This window comes from Dyella monticola (assembly GCF_003363155.1).
Taxonomy (GTDB): domain Bacteria; phylum Pseudomonadota; class Gammaproteobacteria; order Xanthomonadales; family Rhodanobacteraceae; genus Dyella_B; species Dyella_B monticola.
Genome location: NZ_QRBE01000016.1, coordinates 28,949 through 49,966, shown reverse-complemented (window position 1 = coordinate 49,966; position 21,018 = coordinate 28,949). Strand labels below are relative to the sequence as shown.

15 protein-coding genes and 1 pseudogene are annotated in these 21,018 nt (G+C 60.8%); 7 read left to right on the top strand and 9 right to left on the bottom strand.

The window, feature by feature from the left end:
• Positions 1 to 233: 233 nt before the first annotated feature.
• Together DWU98_RS19325 and DWU98_RS19320 are read left to right on the top strand one after the other, a co-directional pair.
• The gene (locus DWU98_RS19325; protein WP_115497218.1) at positions 234 to 1,259 is read left to right on the top strand and encodes an aldo/keto reductase; all 1,026 of its coding nucleotides are present in this window, start codon (positions 234 to 236) and stop codon (positions 1,257 to 1,259) included.
• A gap of 91 nt (positions 1,260 to 1,350) precedes the next feature.
• Complete coding sequence (locus DWU98_RS19320; protein ID WP_115497217.1) at positions 1,351 to 1,743, top strand: nuclear transport factor 2 family protein; 393 nt, start codon at positions 1,351 to 1,353, stop codon at positions 1,741 to 1,743.
• 37 nt (positions 1,744 to 1,780) lie between these two features.
• Here the strand turns inward: DWU98_RS19320 and DWU98_RS19315 are convergent, their stop codons facing one another.
• Positions 1,781 to 2,191, bottom strand: coding sequence for a hypothetical protein (locus DWU98_RS19315; protein ID WP_115497216.1), 411 nt, complete (start codon positions 2,189 to 2,191; stop codon positions 1,781 to 1,783).
• Between the two features lie 346 nt (positions 2,192 to 2,537).
• Here DWU98_RS19315 and DWU98_RS19310 point away from each other — a divergent pair, with 346 nt between their 5' ends.
• Positions 2,538 to 5,483 (top strand): bifunctional diguanylate cyclase/phosphodiesterase, encoded by a 2,946-nt coding sequence (locus DWU98_RS19310; RefSeq protein ID WP_115497215.1) that lies wholly within the window; start codon positions 2,538 to 2,540, stop codon positions 5,481 to 5,483.
• 6 nt (positions 5,484 to 5,489) lie between these two features.
• Here DWU98_RS19310 and DWU98_RS19305 read toward each other — a convergent pair whose 3' ends face one another.
• The 3 genes from DWU98_RS19305 to DWU98_RS19295 form a co-directional block, all read right to left on the bottom strand.
• A complete protein-coding gene (locus tag DWU98_RS19305) occupies positions 5,490 to 5,798 on the bottom strand; it encodes a DUF3247 family protein (protein WP_158545123.1) in 309 nt (102 codons plus the stop codon).
• A gap of 95 nt (positions 5,799 to 5,893) precedes the next feature.
• On the bottom strand, positions 5,894 to 6,169 hold the full coding sequence (locus tag DWU98_RS22345; RefSeq protein ID WP_147293378.1) for a hypothetical protein: 276 nt from the start codon (positions 6,167 to 6,169) through the stop codon (positions 5,894 to 5,896).
• Positions 6,170 to 6,312: 143 nt separating this feature from the next.
• Positions 6,313 to 8,214, bottom strand: coding sequence for a hybrid sensor histidine kinase/response regulator (locus DWU98_RS19295; RefSeq protein ID WP_115497212.1), 1,902 nt, complete (start codon positions 8,212 to 8,214; stop codon positions 6,313 to 6,315).
• Positions 8,215 to 8,852: 638 nt separating this feature from the next.
• Between DWU98_RS19295 and DWU98_RS22340 the strand changes: the two genes are divergently transcribed.
• Positions 8,853 to 9,107 (top strand): hypothetical protein, encoded by a 255-nt coding sequence (locus DWU98_RS22340; protein WP_329955411.1) that lies wholly within the window; start codon positions 8,853 to 8,855, stop codon positions 9,105 to 9,107.
• A 254-nt stretch (positions 9,108 to 9,361) separates the two neighbouring features.
• Here the strand turns inward: DWU98_RS22340 and DWU98_RS19285 are convergent, their stop codons facing one another.
• Positions 9,362 to 9,835 carry an Lrp/AsnC family transcriptional regulator gene (locus tag DWU98_RS19285; RefSeq protein WP_115497211.1) on the bottom strand — a complete coding sequence of 158 codons (474 nt, stop codon included), beginning with the start codon at positions 9,833 to 9,835 and terminating at the stop codon, positions 9,362 to 9,364.
• A 166-nt stretch (positions 9,836 to 10,001) separates the two neighbouring features.
• On the opposite strand from DWU98_RS19285, the gene ald reads away from it, so the two are divergent.
• The gene (ald, locus tag DWU98_RS19280) at positions 10,002 to 11,120 is read left to right on the top strand and encodes an alanine dehydrogenase (RefSeq protein WP_115497210.1); all 1,119 of its coding nucleotides are present in this window, start codon (positions 10,002 to 10,004) and stop codon (positions 11,118 to 11,120) included.
• Positions 11,121 to 11,580: 460 nt separating this feature from the next.
• Here ald and DWU98_RS22335 read toward each other — a convergent pair.
• A pseudogene (locus tag DWU98_RS22335) lies at positions 11,581 to 11,820 on the bottom strand (KGG domain-containing protein); the annotation flags it as partial.
• 609 nt (positions 11,821 to 12,429) lie between these two features.
• Between DWU98_RS22335 and DWU98_RS19270 the strand changes: the two are divergent.
• Positions 12,430 to 13,734: an Nramp family divalent metal transporter gene (locus tag DWU98_RS19270; RefSeq protein ID WP_230474953.1), complete on the top strand. Its 1,305-nt coding sequence runs from the start codon at positions 12,430 to 12,432 to the stop codon at positions 13,732 to 13,734.
• 52 nt (positions 13,735 to 13,786) lie between these two features.
• Here DWU98_RS19270 and DWU98_RS19265 read toward each other — a convergent pair whose 3' ends face one another.
• Both DWU98_RS19265 and DWU98_RS19260 read right to left on the bottom strand, forming a co-directional pair.
• A complete protein-coding gene (locus DWU98_RS19265; RefSeq protein ID WP_115497208.1) occupies positions 13,787 to 16,294 on the bottom strand; it encodes a heavy metal translocating P-type ATPase in 2,508 nt (835 codons plus the stop codon).
• Entirely contained in the window at positions 16,291 to 16,716 is a 426-nt protein-coding gene (locus tag DWU98_RS19260; RefSeq protein WP_115497207.1) for a heavy metal-responsive transcriptional regulator, read from the bottom strand. The genes DWU98_RS19265 and DWU98_RS19260 overlap by 4 nt, the downstream gene beginning before the upstream one ends.
• A gap of 284 nt (positions 16,717 to 17,000) precedes the next feature.
• Here DWU98_RS19260 and DWU98_RS19255 point away from each other — a divergent pair, with 284 nt between their 5' ends.
• A complete protein-coding gene (locus tag DWU98_RS19255) occupies positions 17,001 to 18,788 on the top strand; it encodes a chloride channel protein (RefSeq protein WP_115497251.1) in 1,788 nt (595 codons plus the stop codon).
• A 184-nt stretch (positions 18,789 to 18,972) separates the two neighbouring features.
• Here the strand turns inward: DWU98_RS19255 and DWU98_RS19250 are convergent, their stop codons facing one another.
• Positions 18,973 to 20,814 carry an ABC transporter ATP-binding protein gene (locus DWU98_RS19250; RefSeq protein ID WP_196239543.1) on the bottom strand — a complete coding sequence of 614 codons (1,842 nt, stop codon included), beginning with the start codon at positions 20,812 to 20,814 and terminating at the stop codon, positions 18,973 to 18,975.
• Positions 20,815 to 21,018: the final 204 nt, after the last annotated feature.

Below are 21,018 nucleotides of genomic sequence, written 5' to 3'. Positions count from 1 at the left end.
CGTCGTCCTATTTTTTCGATAGTGCCATGTTTTCTGCTCACGTTCTTGGCATGGATCGCGCATTTTCATGCGCTCTTACTGTGCATTGGTTTATCGTGGCGCCCTACCCGATCAGCCGGATTCGTTGCCTGATGCTCCGTGGTCATTCCGGCGATGGTTGCTTTCTCACGTTACTGAACCGACGTTAGCGGATCGGTTTCATCATCTATCTAAACAAACACGAGGATGCTTGTATGGAATATCGACGTCTGGGCGCATCGGGTTTCAAGGTACCGGTATTGAGTTTTGGAACCGGCACGTTCGGCGGCAAAGGTGAGTTCTTCGGCGCATGGGGTAATACCGATGTCGCCGAGGCACGCAAGCTGGTAGATATCTGCCTGGATGCCGGCGTCAACATGTTCGATACCGCCGATGTCTACTCCAAGGGCGCGGCCGAATCGATTCTGGGCGAAGCCATCAAAGGGCGTCGCGATCAGGTGCTGATCTCCACCAAGGCCACGTTCCGTTTCGATGATCAGCCCAATAGCGTGGGTTCGTCGCGCTATCACCTCATCAACGCCATCGATGCAGCGCTCAAGCGCCTGGGCACCGATTACATCGACCTGTTTCAGTTGCACGGCTTCGATGCCATGACACCGGTGGAAGAAACACTCTCCACCCTGGATGACCTGGTGCGTGCGGGCAAGATCCGCTATCTGGGCGTATCCAATTTCTCTGGTTGGCACCTGATGAAATCGCTTGCCGTGGCCGATCGCTATGGTTACACGCGTTATGTCGCCAATCAGGCGTATTACTCGCTCGTCGGTCGCGATTTCGAATGGGAGCTGATGCCACTCGCACTGGACCAAGGCGTCGGCACGGTCGTGTGGAGCCCGCTGGGCTGGGGGCGCCTCACGGGCAAGCTCCGGCGCGGCCAGCCGCTGCCTGCCACCAGTCGCCTGCACAAAACCGCTGACGCCGGTCCGCAGATCGAGGACGAGTATCTCTATCGCGTGGTGGATGCCCTCGACGACGTTGCCAAGGAAACCGGCAAGAGCGTGCCGCAGATCGCGCTGAAATGGCTGTTGCAGCGTCCCACCGTGTCCACCGTGGTGATCGGCGCGCGCAACGAAGAGCAATTGCGGCAGAACCTGGGTGCGGTGGGCTGGGATCTCTCCCCTGAGCAGATGGCCAAGCTCGACGCCGCCAGCGATGTGACGCCCGTGTATCCCTATTGGCATCAGCGCGGTTTTGGCGAACGCAATCCACCGCCGGTTTGAACGACGTGCAAGCCAGTGCCCTCTCCGGCCGGAGAGGGCCAACGGTGGCTGCGGCGGTATGCTTGCGAGGTGTTTGTCCGCGGCCCCCGACATGGAACCCAACCTCATCACCGCGCCTGAACTGCTGCCTGTTCTTGAAGAACTCACCCGCCGCGAGCCAATTTTCCATCGACCGGAATTCGGCATCACCCGGGGCGATTTCGAGGCCATGACCGAACCCGACTATTGGGAAGTGGGTGCGTCCGGCCGGCGCTACAGCCGCCAATACGTGCTCGACGTGCTAGAAGAACGCTACCGGCAACCGTTCGAAGACCATTGGGAAACGAGCGACTTCCATTGCATGGAAATCGCTTCGGCCAATTATCTGCTTACCTATACGCTCAGGCAGGGCGGGCGCGTTACACGCCGCGCCACCTTATGGCGCCGCACCGCGCAGGATTGGAAAATCGTGTACCACCAAGGCACGGTGGTGACGGACCAGTGAGTTGGGGGCGCCGGGACCGTTCCGGTGCGCGTCATCCCTAACCACCGCCGTTGTTGCGCCCGATTTCGCCGCTGTCGATATGCCCCAGGTCGCTCGGCCAGGTCGTGCTCTTCGTCTTCGAGTTCGACCAAGTCTTCACGAAATGCCCGCTCGCATCGAAGACGAGCATGGTGGACACCATCGTTTCGATGCGCTTGGGAATTTTCGAGCCGGTGGTCGGCGTGCCATCGCCGGCCAATTCCTCATGCTTGCTCGTGTACTGCAATTGCTGACTGCCATCGGGCATGCGCGTGGATTGGAACGGCGCACCCAAGGCGGCCTCGGCCTGCGCAACGGTGGTTATGCCCGGTTGAAAGGTGGCAACGGTCGCCGGATTGAATGTGTGCGCCGTAGTGGCGCATCCTGCCAACAGCGTCGCAGCCAGGGCCGCAACAACAACCTTGTTCATGCCCATCCCCTTTTGTCCTTAAGGCCTGGTGAGTCCTGAGCCGGCCATGCTCAACCAAAGTACCGCCGGTCGATACATGCCTAAAGTCACGGAGAAACCACCCCGCATACCCCACTCTGAATCCAACTACGGTTTCGAAAGCCTTGCGCAATATGCAGTTAAGGCTTGCTAGCGTGGCTTGCCGATGTCAGTGTCGGCAGCAGCACGCATTCCTTAAAGACATCAGCGGTTTAGTCGATACATTGACAAAGCTGCTGCAGCATCGCTTCATAACCGTCAGGGGTTCACGTTTCTTGCACTGCATGTCCTCGTTGATAGGTTCGCCATAGCGGCAGATTGGGTGGATATGAGCCTGAGTCTTCCTATCCTTACAGCATCACCACATGAGCCTGAAAACACGGCTTGGCTCGGTTGCCTGGTGGAGGCGGAGACACCGGGCGAAGTGTGCGCGCTCATCGAGGCGCTGGCGCAGTCGCAACCGTATTGTGTCAAGGCCAGCGTCCTGATGCTGAAGCATCAGGACGCGCCGCAGCTAGCCGAAACGCTCGCCGCCGCCCCTGAAGATTTGGCACTCGCGCGCGAGGCCTTGAAATCCGACGAGGGCATGCGCGTATCGGCTGACAGCAGGCGCTACGCCATCCCCCTGCTCAAAGAGCAGCAAGTGGTGCTGGTGCTCACCATGGCCGCGGAGGGTTCGACCCGGTCCCTGCTCATCCGCATCGGCTCGTACCTGCAGCTGGGCGTGCGCCAACTGCATCACACGATAAAGCTGGCCGAACTCTACGATTCGCACAGCCAGCTGGAGCACTCGGAAAACCTGCAGCGTGCATTGTTTTCGATCTCCGAGCTTTCCGGCTCGGATCTGGACATGCCGGACATGCTGCGCGAAATCCATCGCATCGTCAGCGGGCTGATGTATGCGGAGAACTTCTTCATTGTCCGCTACGACCCCGAACCGCAAACCATGCGGTTTCTGTATTACGCGGACATCAAGGACGAAGATCAGCCCGAGACCAACCGCGACATAGACCTGGACGAGCGCAAGCACACACTCACCTGGTATCTGCTGACCCAAGGCAAGCCACTGATGGGCAGCAACGAACAGTTGCTGGAACAGGTCAACGGCCCGCTGATCATTGCCGGCCCGGATAGCGATGACTGGCTGGGCGTGCCCATGCTGCGCAACAACCAGGTGCAAGGCGCGCTGGTGGTGCAAAGTTACGGCACGGGCCTGGTGTATGCGCGCGAAGATCTCGCGCTGCTTTCCTTCGTCGGCAATCACATCCTCACCGCGCTGGAACGCAAGGAAAGCAAGGACGAACTTGAGCAGCGCGTGCGCCAGCGCACGGTAGAGTTGGCCGAGGTCAATCGTGGCCTGCGCCAGGAAGTGCGCGAAAGACATCGCGCCGAGCGCCTGCAGGAGGCACTGTTCCAGGTCGCCCAACTGGCCACCGCCGACATCGACGAGAACACCTTCTACGAACGCGTGCATACCGTTGTCGGGGGCCTGGTGGACGCGAAGAACTTTTTCATCGCGCTGCTCAGCGACGACCGGACCAAGCTGGAATTTCCGTACTACATGGACGCCGGCCTCCGCCACCAGCTCTCGCGCCCCATCGGACGAGGTTTGAGCGAATACGTGTTGCGCCGCGGGCAGCCCTGGTCCGGTACACGCGAGGACATCATGGCGCTGAGCCGCTCCGGCGAAGTGATACCGCACCATATCGGCGAACCGTCATCATGCTGGCTCGGCGTGCCATTGAAAGTGGACGAAGCCGTCATTGGCCTGGTGGCCGTGCAGAGCTACGACTCCGGCGCCACGTACGGCGCACCCGAGCAGGAGCTACTGGGCTTCGTCGCGCTGCAAATCGCCAACAGCATTTATCGTCGCCGGTCCGCCGCGGCATTGCATTTGGCCAACTTGCGTCTGGAACATCGCGTGGAAGAGCGCACGCGCGAACTACGCGCCGAGATCGCACGTCGCGAGCAGATGCAGCAGCAGTTGCATCATCAGGTGATGCATGACCCGCTCACGGGGCTGCCAAATCGCGGCTATTTGCGCGAACGGCTCGATCGCGTGCTCAATCGTATTCAAAGCGACCCCAATCGCCGCTGCGCGCTGCTTTACATTGACGTGGATCGCTTCAAGGTGATCAACGACAGCCTCGGCCACTTGGCCGGCGATGAATTTCTCAAGGCAGTTGCCATGCGCTTGCTCACGCACGTGCGCGAGCCGGACATGGTGGCGCGTCTTTCCGGTGACGAATTCGCCATCCTGCTGGAAAACATCGAAGACACCCTCACCGCAACCGTCGTTGCCGATCGCGTACTGCAAGCCGTAGCCACGCCGCTGCGCATTTCCGGCAAGGAACTGGAACCTTCAGTAAGCGTCGGCATTGCGTGTGGCGACGCCAGTTATCTGGATGCGGACGAACTGATTCGCGATGCGGACATGGCCTTGTATCAGGCCAAGGAATTGGGTCGCAAACGCTTCGCCATATTCGACGAAGCGCTGGCCAAAGGCATGGTGGACGTGCTCGCCATGGAAAGCGAGTTGCGCAAGGCGCTGCGGCAAAACGAGTTCGAGCCGTATTTCCAACCGATCTGCCGGCTTGGCGACAGCCGCGTCGTGGGCTATGAAGCGCTGATCCGCTGGAATCATCCGCAACGCGGTTTGCTGCGCCCTTCCGATTTCGTCAAGATCGCCGAAGACAGCGGGCTGATCGAGGCGATCGACTGGCGCCTGTTCGAGGTGAGCTGCAGGCTGCTGGCGCAGCAGGCGCCGAGCGAGATGTTCATCACGTTCAACGTGTCAGCCCTGCATCTGCGCCACACGGATTTCGATACACGTGTCCTGAAAATGCTCGACCGCACTGGCCTGGCGCCTTCCCGGCTGATTACCGAAGTGACCGAAGGCGCATTGCTGGATAACCCTGAAAGCGTACGTGCCGTGCTCGAGCGACTGCGCACTGCGGGCGTCGGTGCCGCGCTCGATGATTTCGGCACTGGCTACTCATCCTTGAGCTACCTGCACTCGCTGCCGCTGCGCATGCTGAAAATCGACCGCGCGTTTGTGCAAGAGCTGGACAAGACCGGCAGCAGCAACAGCACAACCGTTGTTGCCGCGATTCTTGCGTTGGCCCACGCCCTCAACATTCAAGTGATTGCAGAAGGCATCGAAACGCAGGCGCAGCTGCAGACGCTGGTGAGTATGGGATGCGAAATGGGGCAAGGTTATCTGCTCGGAAGCCCCGCGCCGATTTCGCATTGGACGAACGTACAGAAAGGTTGAACAGCGTTACGCCCTGCTCGACCCCGTTCGCACCGAATCAAGATGCTGGACATTGCGAATATCGCCCAACCACACCATCCCGCCCCAGTCCGGGCGGTTGCTGTCGATCAGGCGTACAACACCATTCATACCTTCTTGATCATTCGGATCGAGAAAAACTTGCACCGTCGGTGTGACGCTAACCACGCCCTCCACCGTCGCGCCATCGTGCTTGACGATGCGCACCGCGGCATTTACTGCCAATTCGTCCACCCACTTTTCCAGCATGGCAATGTCGCTGGTGCCGGTATAGACACGGTCGGCTCTGCGTCCCATAGCGTGATCCACTCTAACGTGACGCGGCCAGCTTGGGCGCATCGCTGTAAAGCGGATGTGGCCGGCCCGTCATCGCGGGCACAGCCCAATGACAGTCAGACGTTGAGTTTGGTTACGTGCTGAACGTGCTGGTTTTTCTCTTTGACCTCACGCAGCAGTTCAAGCACGTGCGCGCGTTGTTCACGGCGCTTTTGATCTTGCGCGGCGAGCAGCTCCTGGCGGCGCGTCATGTGCACGGGTGCTTCGCGCGCACGTAGCTTCGCTGGATTAACCATGCGAGTGAAGTAATCTGACCACGTACTGATGTGCCACAGTGAATGAATGGATCCCGGAATTCTTGATTCAGGGGTGAGCGAGCGAGGGGTATTCATGAATCGGCCTCCACCACGCAGACGGTTGCCCGCAGCAGCCTTGCGCTGCCCGGACTGTCAATGTGCACTAGGCAGCGTTAGCCGCTCGTAATGTGGCCGATCGCAATTCATGACACTGGGCGAACATCGCGCTCAGGCGGGCTTTATACCTGTACCCGCCGGTCTTCCATCGCCTTATTAATCGCAAGGGCCAGACCCGCGCGATCGTAAGGTTTTGTTAGGCGCGTGGCGCCATCGCTCAGATCCGTAGGAATTTCAGCGTAACCGGTCGCCAGGACCACCGGCAGTGCGGGCCAACGTATGTTGACCTCCCCGACGAGCTGAGCGCCGGTCATGCCCGGCATGGCATGGTCGGTGATCAGCATATCCACACCCGTATGGTTCTCCAGCGCGTGCAGCGCCTCTTCGGCGGATGCTGCCTCGATCACCCGATGCCCTAGATCCTGCAGCACTGCGCCGGTCGCGTTGAGAACGAGCGGATCATCATCCACGACCACGATATGCAGGCTTGCGGATGGATGCAGCGGATGGACGGAGGGCGGTATTTCGCTGTCCTGCAACAGGCTCATGGCGTCCGCTTGAACGCTCGGCAGCCACATTTCCACCCGCGTGCCAAACCCTTTGCTGCTCTTGATGACCAGGCGGCCGCCCGATTGCTCGGCAAGGCCGTGCACCATCGACAGTCCCAAGCCGGTTCCCTTGCCCACGCCCTTGGTGGTGAAGAAGGGTTCGGTGGCCTTTGCAAGCGTTTCGTCGTCCATGCCATCACCTTCGTCGGTGACCGAAAGGCATACGTATTCGCCCGGCGAGAGCCGCGTGGAGTGCGAGGCGTCAATGGTGACGTTGCGTGCGGCGATGGTGAGATTGCCGCCTTCGCGCATGGCGTCGCGCGCGTTCACGACGAGGTTCATCAGGGCCAGTTCGAGCTGGTTCGCATCGGTTTTCACCGCATTGAGCGCCGCCGGAAAAAGCGTGCTGATAGTGATCAGCGGGCCGAGCGAGCGACGCAACAGGTCCGTCATGTTCGCCACCAGCGAAACGACGTCGACCGGCGCCACACGCAACTCCTGCTTGCGCGCAAACGCCAGCATGCGCTGCGTGAGTGCAGCGCCGCGCTGTACGGCCGACTGCGCGTTCTGCACCAGCCTGCGCAGCTGCGATTCGTGCGGAAGTTTCAGCTCCACCATGTCAAGGCAACTTTGGATCACCATCAGCAGGTTGTTGAAGTCGTGCGCCACACCGCCGGTGAGTTTGCCGATGGCCTCGGTCTTCTGCGATTGAAACAGCGCTTCGCGCGCACGATCCAGCTCCGCGGCCGCTTCGCGCTGCTCGGTCACGTCACGCGTGATCTTGGCGAAGCCAATGAGTTCACCATGATCATCCAGGATACGATCGATCACCACATGCGCCCAGAAGCGCGAACCATCCTTGCGCACACGCCAGCCTTCGCTCTCCACGCGGCCTTCGGTTGTCGCAAGCGACAGATTCTTGTGCGGCTCGCCCTTTTCGCGATCCACTTGCGTATAAAACACCGAAAAATGCTTGCCGATGATTTCACTCGGGCGGTAGCCCTTGATGCGTTCGGCACCGTAATTCCAGCTTGCAACGCGCCCGTGTCGGTCCAGCATGAAGATCGCGTAATCGGTCACGCTCTGCACCAGCAGCCGGAATTGCTCCTGGCTGCGGCGCAACGCATCCTCCGCTTGCTCGCGCTCCTTCAGGTCACGGACAAGCTCCACAAAACCGCTCAATTGGCCTTGTTCATCCCGGACGGGATCAATACGCAGCTGCGCCAGAAAGCGCTGGCCGTTTTTCCGAATCCACCAGCACTCGCCCTCGTAATGACCGTCGGCCAGTGCTATATGCAGGCAGCTTCTTGGCAAACCATCGTCGCGAACGTCCTGCGCATACAAATACTCGGCATGACGCCCGATGACGTCGCGAGCCTGATAACCCGTGATGCGCTCGGCGCCCTGGTTCCAATTTGCTACGCGACCTTTTGCATCCAGCATGAAAATCGCGCAGTCAGCCATCGATTCGACCATAAAGCGTACCTCTGCTCGCCATCAGTGCTGCAACAGAGGCAACAAGAGCCTGAGTGATGAATGCCATGCGATGCGCGGCATAGGGCAACGAGGCGAGCTGTTCAAGTTTGTAAAAATTAGATGAAAATTCACGGGGAAAACCCTGATTTCGTGGACTTATGGCGCGTTACGCGCCAAATTCATGCCGATCCATGACCGCAGCTGCACATAGCTGTTACGTTTCATTGTGAACTTCAAGCAAGCTTCGCGAAAGCCCCGATACCCAATCCTGCAAGGTGTGGGCCGCTTATGCATGTGAAAAAAGGTTCACTCGTGCGTCACCTTCGCTAACCGCCGCGCGCACGAGCACGATGGAAAAAAGAAAGCAGCACCTGTAACGGGCAGGCGCTTTGCGTTCTTTACGTGCCAGGTCATTGCATGCGCGACGACGCTTGTACCGTTCTAATTGATGGCTTTGAACGCACTCTTCAACCCGGGGAACGTTCGATGGGTGCGTTTGTTCGCCTGAGCATTAATGTTCCTCTGTTTGTTGCTTGAAGACATCAGGGCCACTGCAAACCTGCGGGATTGGTGAGGAGTTTCGCAACCTTGGCGAACGCCAGCGAAGTGATCACTGCGACTTCGCTCAAGGCGAAAAAGTGCGTAAAAGAAGCGTGGATCGCATTCTTGCCAAACACGAACTCTATTGCACCGTATGCGAAAACAACACAGGCGACTGCAACTTCACAACACGTTCACCGACATGGATATCGCCGTCCAGCGTTATCTCTTCACGCGAAAGCCACACAAAAAAGACATCTCCCATGCGTTCTACTGCGCATGGCCGGTCGCGACGGATGAGCGGCGTGCGGAACGCGAAGCATCGACGTAAGCGGCTTTTGTCGCGCGCTTAAGCTAAGCAGACCTGGCGTGCGCTTGCGCCGCTGATGCAAGCCGTCATGGCGCTGTGAGAAGGTTTGCGCAAACCGACCTATCTCCGCCTTTGCGGGGTACCCCCAGCAACGCGTAATGCCGCTCCCTCCTCCGCTTGCAGGGAAGGACTGGGGTGGGGTTGCACGTGTTTGCGGCGAAGTTTGAATTCAACGCGAGATGGCTTCACCTCACCCCAACCCGCCCCTACTGCACGTAGGGGCGGGAGCAGATTTGGCTACACCGGCAACGCCGTGGTGCGTTTGACGGTGCGCAACGCCAGCGTCGATTGCACACGCACCACACCCGGCAGCTGCGTGAGGATCTCCGTATGGATGCGCTCGAAGTCTGCCGAATCGGCATACGCCACCCGCACCATGTAATCGGCCGCGCCGGCGAGCAGGCAGCATTCGGTGACTTCCGGATGTTTCTGGATCGCTTCTTCGAATGCATCGAGCGCGGCGCGCCCCTGCTGATCGAGAGTGACCAATACGAAGGCGGTGCCTGACAAGCCTGCCCGCTTTTCGTCCAGCAGCATGACGTAGCGGGAAATCAACCCGCGCTCCTCCAGCAACTTCACGCGCCTCAGGCAGGCGGATGGAGAAAGATTGATCCGCAAAGCTAGTTCGGCATTGGCCAGCCGCCCGTCTTCCTGCAGTAGCCGCAGGATGGCGCGGTCCCGGTCGTCCAGGGGTGGATAAGGGTTCGTCATAAATTCTATGCTTTACAGGTTATTTCGCATCAGATGCGAAAAAATGCCAGACCAGGCGCCGTAATCAGCGAGAAATTGCACAGGACCTCGATCATACTGCGCGCCGCGCCATACAAGGAAGCTCGCGGCGCCTACCTTCCCTACCCTCTGTGCGAGAGAGCCAACCATGCGTATCGGTGTACCGAAAGAGATCAAAAATCATGAATATCGCGTGGGCCTCGTCCCATCGTCCGTGCAGGAGCTGGTACACCACGGCCATCAGGTGATGGTCCAGAAGGACGCCGGCGTAGGCGCTGGCTTGTCCGATGCCGACTACGTGGCTGCTGGCGCCACCATCGTGGAAAGTGCCGATCAGATCTTCGCGGAAGCGGAAATGATCGTGAAAGTGAAAGAGCCTCTGGCGGTGGAGCGCAAGAAGCTGCGCAAGGGCCAGATTCTTTTCACCTACCTGCACCTGGCACCCGACGCGGAGCAGACCCACGACCTGATCGCCTCCGGTGCGGTCTGCATCGCTTATGAAACCGTCACCGCCACCAACGGCTCGCTACCACTGCTGACGCCGATGTCGGAAGTTGCCGGCCGCCTGGCGCCGCAGGTGGGCGCGCACTCGCTGGAGAAGGCCCAGGGTGGACGCGGCATATTGCTGGGTGGCGTGCCCGGTGTACCTGCGGCGGAAGTCGTGATCCTCGGCGGCGGCGTTTCCGGCACGCATGCGGCCACCATCGCCGTGGGCATGGGCGCGAAAGTGACCGTGGTGGATCGCTCGGCCGAAGCGCTCAAGCGTCTGGCTACGCAATTTGGCACGTCCATCTCCACCGTGTTCTCCACCCGCTCGGCGATTGAAGAGTTGGTGCGTCACGCCGATCTGCTGATCGGCACCGTGCTGGTGCCCGGCGCTGCGGCGCCCAAGCTGGTGACGCACGACATGGTGCGTACGATGAAGCCCGGTTCGGTCATCGTCGACGTGGCCATCGACCAGGGCGGCTGCGTGGAAACCTCGCACGCCACCACGCATTCCGATCCCACCTACGTCGTCGATGGCGTGGTGCACTACTGCGTGGCCAACATGCCGGGCGCGGTGGCCCGCACGTCCACGTTCGCGCTCAATAGCGTAACGCTGCCGTTTACGCTCGCGCTTGCCAACAGCGGTTGGAAGAAAGCGCTGCAGCAGGACGTGCATCTGCGTAACGGTCTCAATGTGATCGAAGGCAAGGTCACATGCGAGCCCGTAGCGCAGGCGCACAATCTGCCTTACGTCTCGGCAGAAAGCGTGCTTGGCATGTAAATCTTGGGTCAGGTTCCCTCTCCCCGCGGGGAGGGGGAACGCAAAATTTGGCGTTGGAGACCGGCTCGTGGGATTACTTCATTCCCGCACGCGTGTTCTATCAGCACCACGGGTGCATGCCGTGTCCGCCGTTCGACGATTACTAGAAGACCCCATAGCATTTTCATGATGCTGGCATTGGCCTGACCGTTTCCCAGCCGAGCAATGGCCGCTCGTCGCCCCGGCGCAGACCAGGACAACGAGCGATAACCTTCGGCGAAAACTCCTTCCTTTGCGTGCAAAGGAAGGAGCAACCCTCTCCCTATCACGTGTTCTTGTGACCTTGCCTTTCCGCGTCGGCATGCTGCTCGCTGGTGCCGCCACGCGCCTCGCTGCGAGACTCGCTCGAACGCGCACCGCCGTGGCTATGTTCGCCACCCTTGCGACCGATATCGGCCATGTGTTCGCGGTTTTCGCTGACCGCCTCGCCGCCCTTCTGGCCGATCGCGGACATATGTTCGCGATTCTGGCTTACCGCTTCGCCGCCCCGACGACCAGCTTCACGCGCCTCTTCCGAAGTGAATTCGTGCGCATGCCCGCTTTCATGTGCCGCACGCCCACCCTGGCTGGCGATTTCGCGTTGCCGCGATTCGTCCATACCCGCGAATCCGCGGCCACCGCCCTGCCCCCCGCGATTGCTACCGATATTTGCATTTGCCATGTTCGTAACTCCGATCGATACAGCGCACGACACGCTTGTGTGTCGTACGGACTGATCATGGCGAAGCTCATCTGTAGCTAAGGTCTGGACACAGTGAAAAAGACTTGCACGAAGGTTCCAGGAGACAAACGCTTGTGTGCTTGCAAGGATGCAGTAGAAGCGCGCGCCGGGTCGGAGGGGGTAACGAGGCAGCGCGGCGCCTCTACTGCAAAAGCGTCAATACATCGTAACCATGGCGCGCGGGGTGCCTGCCGATATAACGCTGCCTTTTGGATGTTCCATGGCGAGCCCTCGCATCCAGATGGCGGAAGCATGAGCCGCCCCAGCCGAAAGGCCCGTCTTCGGCACATGAACGAGCTCATCGACAGGCGGTCACCATTGCCAGGTAGTGCTGCGTCGGTGAGGCAGACGCACTTGTCCACGCTTTCGCACACCACGCGCACGCGACTCTGACAACAGCATGTCGCGGAAACGGTCATATGCCCGCATACGATCGATCACGAAACCGCCGTCGCAAACCAGCATAAGGTCTCCATACCCTACGCGCGACTTGCACGCCACGCTCCCTAGCATTCTTCATGCCGCTCATTGATACGGAAACCCGCCGCCTTGGACGCCAGGCACAACCCCCATCTCCGTTCCGCCGACGAAACGCCCCTGCGCGAAATGCGCGAGGTGCTTGCCGGCCGGCGCCGGGGGCTTGCGGCGTTGCTGCCTTTTGCTGGCCCTGCGATCGTCGTTTCTGTGGCCTACATGGACCCCGGCAACTTCGCCATCAACATTCAGGCGGGCGCACGCTATGGCTACGGATTGCTGTGGGTGGTGGTGGTGGCGAATGTCATCGCCGCCTTGTTTCAGGCGCTATCGGCGAAGCTCGGCATCGTTACCGGCAAAAACCTGGCGGAGTTGTGCCGGGAGCATTTCCCGGCACCGCTGGTATGGCTGATGTGGGGAATCAGCGAGGTGGCCGCCATGGCGACCGATCTGGCTGAATTCCTCGGCGGTGCGATCGCGCTAAGCCTTATTTTTCATCTTCCGCTATGGATCGGCATGGTTGTCACGGCGATAGCCACCTATGCACTATTGCTCATTGAGCGCCACGGCTTTCGAAAGCTGGAATTGATGATCGGCGCGCTGGTTGGCGTAGTCGGGGTCTGCTATCTACTGGAACTTTTCATCGCACCGGTGAACTGGGGCAGCGCCGCACATCAACTGCTGATCCCCCGTCTGCAGGATTCGCAGGCATGCGTGCTTGCCGCGGGCATCATCGGCGCCACCGTGATGCCGCATGCATTGTTTTTGCACTCCGGGCTCACTCAACACCGCTTTCCACCTGCCAACGAATGGGAACGCAAGCACGTGTTGCGCTTCTCGCACATCGAGGTGACGGTCGCACTCGGCATTGCAGGTTTGATCAATCTCGCCATGGTGCTCATGGCCGCAGGTGCATTTCACGCCAATCATCAGAACCTGGCGCACATCGAAACCGCCTATCGCACCCTCACGCCCCTGCTTGGATCGGCGGCCGCGATCATCTTTCTGGTGTCGCTGATTGCATCGGGCGTATCCAGCTCGACCGTCGGCACGATGGCCGGACAACTGGTGATGCAGGGTTTCATCAAGGCGACGATTCCGCTATGGCTGCGTCGCCTGGTCACCATGCTGCCGAGCTTTGTGGTGGTCTGGCTTGGCTTCAACGTCACCGACGCACTGGTGATGAGTCAAGTCGTATTGAGCATCACGCTGCCTTTTCCGATGATTGCGCTGATCCGACTGCTGGCCGATGAAAAGGTCATGGGCGCCTATCGTACCGGCAGATGGATGATGTTGGCGACGGTCGCTTCGGCGGTTTTCGTGCTCGCGTTAAATACGTTTTTGCTGCTGCAATTTTTTGGCGCATTCCGGCTGCATTGACAACCGATAGACCAGGAAGATTTACGCATATTTCCTGACCCTCAGCGCCTTTCTATGCAAGCTTACGCAACCGCAATGCATTACTCACCACCGACACCGATGACAAGCTCATCGCCAGGGCCGCCACCATCGGGGACAAGGTGATACCGAACAGTGGGTACAGTACACCCGCCGCCAATGGCACGCCCACGGCGTTATAGACGAACGCGAAGAACAGATTCTGGCGGATATTGCGCACGGTCGCCTGCGATAACGTGCGTGCACGCAGGATGCCGCCGAGCTGCCCTTTCACCAGCGTGATCTGCGCCACCTCCATGGCGACATCGGTGCCGTGCCCCATGGCAATGCCGATATCGGCGGTAGCAAGCGCCTGCGCGTCATTGATGCCGTCGCCAGCCATCGCCACGCGGCGCCCTTGCTGGCGCAAGTGCTCGATCACGGCGGCTTTGCCCGTAGGCGACATGCCGGCATGCACCTCATCGATAGCCAGTTCGCGCGCAACGGTATTGGCCGTGGTGGCGTGATCGCCGGTAAGCATCACGACGCGCATGCCGGCGGCTTTCAATCCTGCAACGGCTTGAGCCGTGTCTCGCTTGATGCGGTCGCTCACGCCGAACAACCCCGCGACGTGGCCGTCGATCGCGAGGAACATCACCGTCGCACCTTCATTGCGCAAGGCATCCGCACGTGCGAGCGTTGGTGCATCCAGCGCTATGCCCGATTGCTGCATCAGCAGCGCATTGCCGAAAGCGAGCCGATGGGTCTGCGTCCGGCCGGTGACACCGCCGCCTGCATGCACGTGGAAATCATGGATATCCTGGCAGGACATACCCTCGTCCTTGGCGGCTGACGCCACGCTCCTCGCCAGGGGGTGTTCGCTCGCCTGCTCCAGGCTCGCGGCCATGCTCAGCAATTCGTCGCGCGTGTAGTGATCGAGCGACAAAACCGATACCAGCGCAGGTTTACCCTCGGTAAGCGTGCCGGTCTTGTCCAGCACAAGCGTGTCGACCTCGCGCATGGCTTCGATGGCCGCCGCATCCTTGAACAGCAAACCCTGCTGCGCGCCACGCCCACTTGCCACCATGATCGAAATCGGCGTTGCCAGCCCCAATGCGCACGGGCAAGCGATGATGAGTACGGACACTGCAGCAATCAACGCATGCGCGAAGCGTGGTTGCGGACCGAACCCGGCCCATCCGGCAAACGCCAGCACGGCTACAACGATAACCACCGGCACAAACCACGCGGCGGCGCGATCGGCGGTGCGTTGCAAGGGTGCCTTGCTGCGTTGCGCCTGCGCCACCTGCGCGACAATCTGCGCCAGCACGGTCGATGCACCGACGTTTTCCACGCGCATGGTCAAGGCGCCTTGCTGATTGACTGTGCCACCGGTAAGCGCGTCGCCGGGTGCCTTTGTCACAGGCATGGATTCGCCCGTAAGCATGGATTCGTCGACCTGACTGTGACCGCTCAGCACGACGCCATCGACCGGCAGCTTTTCGCCGGGACGAATGCGCAACACATCCCCGACCTGCACGTCATCGAGCGGCACATCCTGCTCCTGGCCATCGCGCATGCGGCGCGCCGTTTTCGGAACCAAGCCCAGTAACGCTTTCAAAGCGACGCCGGTGCGCCGACGTGCTCGCCATTCCAGCGTGTCGCCCAGCGTCACCAGCGTGACGATCACCGCGGCGGATTCGAAGTAGACATCGACCTGACCCTGCGCATCGCGAAAACCAGGTGGAAAGATCTGCGGCACAAAAAAAGCCAGCACGCTGTACAACCATGCCACGCCGGTGCCCAGGGCAATCAGCGTGTACATGTTCGGCCGCCACGGCTTGAGCGAACGCCAGCCACGCGCGAAGAAGGGTACCCCACCCCATAGCACGACGACGCTGGCGAGCGCAGCTTCGATCCATCCGGCCGCGTGCGCCCACCCGCCCGACAGATACATACCCACGTGCGGCCGCATGGCGAGCACGAACACCGGCAATGTCAACCCGATCAACAGCCCTAAGCGACGAAGCATCGCGCGTGCTGCATCGCCGTCGTCGTCTTCCAGGCTCGGCATCATGGGCTCCAACGCCATGCCGCAGATCGGGCAATCGCCAGGGCCGTTCTGTTGCACGCGCGGGTGCATCGGGCAGGTGTACACCGCACCTTGCACGGGCGTAGGAGCTGCGCGTTCTGCATGCAGGTAGTGGTCGGGATGGGCGAGGAATCGGTGCCGGCAAGCCGCTGCACAGAAGTGATGCGTCTGTCCGTGATGCTCGGCGTGATGAGGGCTGACAGCGGGATCGACGGTCATACCGCATACCGGGTCTTTTACCTTGCCATCCTCGTGTCGATCTCGTGGCACGTGATGCATGGTGGTCAACACAGGCGCGGCCTGTGCATAACGCACGGGCTCCGCGTCGAAGGTCGCTTTACAACCGGCACAGCAGAAGTAAAACGTCTGGCCGGCATAGTCGCTGCGGTACCCAGCCGATACAGGGTCCATGCTCATGCCGCAGATAGGATCGCGCGCGTTGCCGGTGGCGGCAGGGCAGCACGCACTCATGCCTGCGGCTCCTCGTCCGACAACGCGCGCAGGATCGGGCACCCTTGCGGATCGCCATGTCCTGGGCACGCCTCGATCAATTGCTGCAGCCCGTTGCGAATACGCATCAGCTCGGCGATGCGCGCATCGATGCTGGCAAGGCGTTGTTCGGCGCGCTTGCGCACCGCCTTCACCCCACCGCGCCGATTCGAGGACAAGGCCAGCAAATCGCGGATTTCCTCCAGCGTGAAACCGAGCTCCTTGGCGCGCCGGATGAAGCGCAGCCGGCTAATGGCCGTTTCGTCATAACTGCGGTAGCCCGAAGCGCGGCGCAGTGGCGCGGGCAGCAAACCTTCGCGCTCGTAATAGCGGATGGTGTCGATGGCGACGCCGGCGCGCTTGGCGACGGACCCGATGGTAAGCGAGGCGGATGGCGTGTTCATGAGGCAAGTCTAGAGCCTTGATCAAGGTCCAGAGTCAAGCATCCAGCGGCACCTTGAGCACAAAGACCCACAAAAGTCGATGAGATCGCCTACGATTTATTTCGAGAAAATGTGCAGGCAATTCATTTTCCAGCCAGCTACCGCGCTAACATCCCTGTAACCTTGCCGCGCCTTTACGACCGTACCCATCCATGCCCCCTTCCCATGTAGACCCTGTGGAATCCCACAGTCGCGCCTCGCTCCCCCTTGCTCCCTCGCTCGACCCCACCCTCGCCGCCGCGCACATGCCGCGGCAATTCCGTCCACTGGACGGACGCGTGCTGTGGATCGGTTTCGTCGCCATGCTGCTGGGCGGCGTGGTGGCCGTGGTCGCCAAGGTATTGACCGGCCTGATCGGGTTGATCACCAATCTCAGTTTCTACGGCCATTGGAGCTTCGATTTCAGCAGCCCGGCCGGTAATCATCTGGGTAAATGGGTGATCGTGATACCGGCCATCGGCGGCGTGATCGTCGGCATCATGGCGCGCTGGGGTTCGCGGGCCATCCGTGGCCATGGCATTCCCGAAGCCATGGAGCAGGTGCTGCTCAACGAAAGCCGCATTCCGCCGCGCATCACCTGGCTGAAGCCGGTGTCGTCGGCCATTGCGATTGGTTCGGGCGGGCCGTTCGGTGCCGAAGGCCCGATCATCGCCACGGGCGGCGCACTGGGTTCATTGATCGCCCAGCTCATGCATGTTACGGCCGACGAGCGCAAGACCTTGCTCGCAGCCGGTGCAGCAGCCGGTATGGCCGCAGTGTTTTCGGCGCCGATTTCCGCTGTGCTGCTGGCGATCGAGCTGTTGCTGTTCGAACGCCGCGCGCGCTCGCTGATTCCCGTGGCACTGGCGACCGCTGTCGCTACGGGCTTCCGTTATGTGCTGGAAGGCAATGCGCCGATGTTTGCGATGCCTGCGGTGGCAACGCCTACGCTGCCGGCCATCGCCACCTATATCGTGCTCGGCCTGATCGTGGGCGTGGTGAGCGTAGGCGTCACGCATGTCACGTATGCGGTGGAAGATTACTTCGAAAAGCTGCCGGTCCATTGGATGTGGTGGCCGGCGCTCGGCGGTCTGGTGGTCGGCGTCATCGGTTACTTCATGCCGCTGACGCTCGGCGTGGGTTACACCAACATCACCGCTGCCTTGGCTGGGCAGATCGGCCTGAGCGCCATGCTGGCCTTGTGCGTGTTGAAGTGGCTGTCGTGGACGGTAGCGTTGGGTAGCGGCACCTCGGGCGGTACGCTTGCGCCGTTGTTCACGATCGGCAGCACGATGGGCGGCGTAATGGGCATCCTGCTGGCGGCTCACGCACCATGGCTGCAAGTGGACCCGCACATGGCGGCCCTCGTATGCATGGCCGCCATCTTCGCCGGCGCGTCGCGTGCGTTCCTCACCTCGGTGGTGTTTGCCTTCGAAACCACGCAGCAGCCCCACGGCCTGCTGCCGCTACTGGGTGCATGCGCAGCCTCTTATCTTGTTTCTGGCCTGATGATGCGCAACACCATCATGACGGAGAAAATCGTGCGCCGCGGCGTGCGTGTGCCCTCCGATTACGCGGCCGATTATCTGGATCAGATCTTCGTACGTGACGCCTGCAGCCGTAACGTGGTGTCCCTGCGTGCCGAACAGACGATTGGGCAAGTGCGCCAGTGGCTCGCTTCCGATGGCGCATCCACCAAGCACCAGGGTTTCCCCGTGCTTGATGCGGATGACCAGGTGCTTGGCGTGGTAACGCGGCGCCAGCTTTACGATGCCTCGCTGGCGGACGCCGCGAAGATGCGCTCGCTGGTTCACCGCGCGCCGCTGGTGGTGCGCGAAGACCACACCCTGCGCGAAGCCGCCGATCACATGGTGGAGTCGGAGGTGGGTCGTCTGGTGGTGGTGAGCATGAGCTCGCCGCACCGCATGGTAGGCATCATTACGCGTGGCGATTTGCTTGCCGCGCATGCGCGCAGGTTGCGCGAAGCGCGGCAGCTTTCGCGGCATCTGGACTTGGGTGGAAAGCGGCGGGACGAGGCTTACTCGCCCGATTAGTGCATCGTTCAACGTGCTGCGATGGTTGCTTGTCGCCCCGTGAAAGCCGGGGCGACAAGGTGTTTAGCCATCTGCAGGGCGCGCAAAAAAATTCCCGGACAGCCGCGCGCGAAAGCGGGAATGACGTCAAGAAAAACCCACCAACACGGACGGCTGTAAAGCAGTTCGACTGTGCCCGTCGCGCTCACACCAGAGCATCGTCCGCAGCAACGAAACCACCCGTCTGCCGCTGCCACAGGCGTGCGTACAGGCCGCCGTGCGCAGTCAGCTCGGCATGTGTACCGCTCTCGACCACGTTGCCCTTGTCCATCACCACTAGGCGATCCATCCGCGCGATGGTGGAGAGGCGGTGCGCAATGGCGATGACGGTCTTGCCTTCCATCAGCAATTCCAGGCTTTCCTGAATGGCCGCTTCCACTTCCGAATCCAGCGCGGAAGTAGCCTCGTCCAGCACCAGAATGGGCGCATCCTTCAGCAGCACGCGTGCGATGGCGATGCGTTGGCGCTGACCACCGGAAAGCTTCACGCCGCGCTCGCCCACATGGGCATCCAGGCCGCGGCGACCTTCGCCGTCGACCAGGTTGGGAATGAATTCGTCAGCACGCGCCTTGCGGATCGCTTCCTGCAATTGCGCATCGCTGGCATCGGGGCGACCGTACAACAAGTTGTCGCGCACGGAGCGGTGCAATAGCGAGGTGTCCTGCGTCACCACGCCGATCTGCGAGCGCAGGCTTTCCTGGGAGACGTGCGAAATATCGGTGCCGTCGATGTAGATGTGGCCACCTTCCAGGTCATACAAACGCAGCAGCACGTTCACCAGCGTGGATTTGCCGGCACCGGAAGGCCCCACCAGGCCGATCTTTTCACCCGGGCGAACCTTGAGGTTCAAGCCCGCCATCACGCCACCCTGCTTGCCGTAATGGAAATGGATGTCATCCAAACGCACCTCGCCGGCGACCACTTCCAACGGCATGGCGCCTTCGCGATCCTGCACGGTCCGTGGTTGGGAGATGGTGGTGATGCCGTCCTGCACGGTGCCGACGTTTTCGAAAATACCGTTCACCACCCACATGATCCAGCCGGACATGTTGTTGATGCGAATCACCAGGCCCGTGGAAAGCGCAATGGCGCCCACGGTGACCTTGCCCTCGCTCCACAGCCATACGGCCAAGGCAGAAGTGCCCACGATCAGGAAGCCGTTGAGCGTAGTGATGGTGGTGTCCATGGCGGTGGTCAGACGCGTCATGGCGCGCAGTTTCTGCGTCTGTTCCCCCATCGCCTCGGCCACATACGCTTCCTCCCGCTGGGTGTGCGCAAACAGCTTGAGGGTAAGGACGTTGCTGTAACCGTCCACGATGCGGCCCATCAATTTCGAACGCGCTTCGGATGCAAGCCACGAACGCTGCCGCGTGCGCGGAATAAAGAAGGACAACGTGCCCACGTAGGCGAACAGCCACACCACCAGCGGCATCGCCAGCCATACGTCGGCATGGGCGAACATCACGATGGCGCTGCCGGTGTAGATCGCTACATACCAGATCGCATCGACGATCTGCACGGCCGATTCGCGCAATGACGCGCCGGTCTGCATGATGCGGTTGGCGATGCGCCCGGCGTAATCGTTCTGAAAGAAACCCAGGCTCTGGCGGATCACATAGCGATGGTTCTGCCAGCGGATGCGATTGGTGAGATTGGGCACCACGGCCTGGTTCACCAGCAGGTCGTGGATACCGATGAATAACGGGCGCAGCACCAGCGCCACCACCGCCATCCACAGCAATTCGCGCCCATGCACGGCGAAAAACGCTTTTCCTGGCGCGCCTTTGGCCATATCCACGATGCGGCCGATGAAGCCGAACAGCGACACTTCCACCAACGCCACACCGAACCCCACCACGATGGCCGCAGCGAACACGGGCCACACCTGGCGCAGGTAAAACACGTAGAACCGCCCCACTTGCTTGGGCGGCATGGTGTCGACCGGTTCCTTGAAGGGGTCGATGAACGATTCGAACCAGCGGAAAATCATGGCGCGGAGTCCGTATCCATGGGGCGAGCCAGTGAAAGTGGGGGCGAATTGGCCACTATACAGGGCTCATAAATCGTCACCCCGGCGAAAGCCTTGGGACTGGTGGCACGCCGACGCTCAAAGTCACTGGGCCCCGGCTTTCGCCGGGGCGACGACATTGAGGTACTTGCGCAAACGGTCACGCATTTGCCTGAACGCAAA